This is a genomic window from Arthrobacter sp. HMWF013 (assembly GCF_003061105.1).
Classification (GTDB): Bacteria; Actinomycetota; Actinomycetes; order Actinomycetales; family Micrococcaceae; genus Arthrobacter.
Map to the genome: position 1 here is coordinate 1 of NZ_QAIQ01000723.1, position 1,102 is coordinate 1,102.

General features: G+C 63.6%; 1 protein-coding gene. It reads right to left on the reverse strand.

Annotation, left to right across the window (positions count from 1 at the left end):
- Nucleotides 1–1,102 (reverse strand): DUF3418 domain-containing protein (locus tag DBR22_RS23260; protein ID WP_146187648.1); only part of this gene is annotated, 1,102 nt, incomplete at both ends.

The window sequence follows — 1,102 nt, forward strand, 5'->3', positions numbered from 1 at the left end:
ACTCGTAGGTCAGCGGCAGCTCGAAGCCCTTATGCAGCCAGGTTTTCGGGTACGCGGACTCGTCCAGGTCATTGGCGTCGTCACTGAGCAGGAGTGACTTGTCGTAGTCAAGGAGGTCGGGATTTTTCTGCCGGGCCTCTTTCCACCACTTGTCGAAGTGGCGTTCGGACACCACCTCGGGGCCGAGCCTGGCATCGTAGAACTCAAAGAGGGTTTCGTCGTCCACCAGCAGGCCGCGCCGGCGCATGCGGGCTTCGAGTTCCTCCACCTCCAGGAGGAGGGCCCGGTTCCGGTGGAAGAACTTGTGGTGGGTTTTCCAGTCGCCTTCCACCAGGGCGTGCCGGATGAACAGCTCGCGGGCCAGGACCGGATCCACGCGGCTGTAGTTGATCCGGCGCTGGGGAATGATGGGCACGCCGTAGAGGGTGACTTTTTCGTACGCCATCACGGCGCCCATTTTGGTGGACCAGTGCGGTTCGCTGTAGCTGCGCTTGACGAGGTCCGGCGCCACCTGCTCAGCCCAGACCGGATCGAACTTTGCGGCGACCCTCGCCCAGAGGCGGCTGGTCTCCACAAGCTCCGCTGCCATCACAAACGTTGGGGACTTCTTGAACAGCGCCGAGCCGGGGAAGATCGCGAAGCGGCTGCCGCGCGCGCCCGCGTACTCACGCTTGCGTTCGTCGAGGATGCCGATGTGGCTCAGCAGCCCTGACAGCAGGCTGATATGGATTCCCTCGTGATTGCCCACCGGGTCGGCGAGGCGTCTGTTGTCCAGGCTGATGCCGAGCGGCCGGGCGAGCTGCCGGAGCTGGGCAAAGAGGTCCTGCCATTCGCGTACCCGGAGGTAGTTGATGAACTCGGTCCGGCAGAGCCTGCGGAACTGGGTGGAGGAGAGCTCCTGCTGCTTCTCCTGGATGTAGTTCCAGAGATTAAGGAAGCCGGTGAAGTCGGAATTTTCGTCCCGGAACCGCGCGTGCTTCTCGGCAGCGAGCTGCTGCTTGTCGGTGGGGCGCTCGCGGGGGTCCTGGATGGTCAGTGCTGCGGCCAGGATCATGACTTCGCGGACACAGCCGCGTTTGCCGGCTTCCACAATCATCCGGCC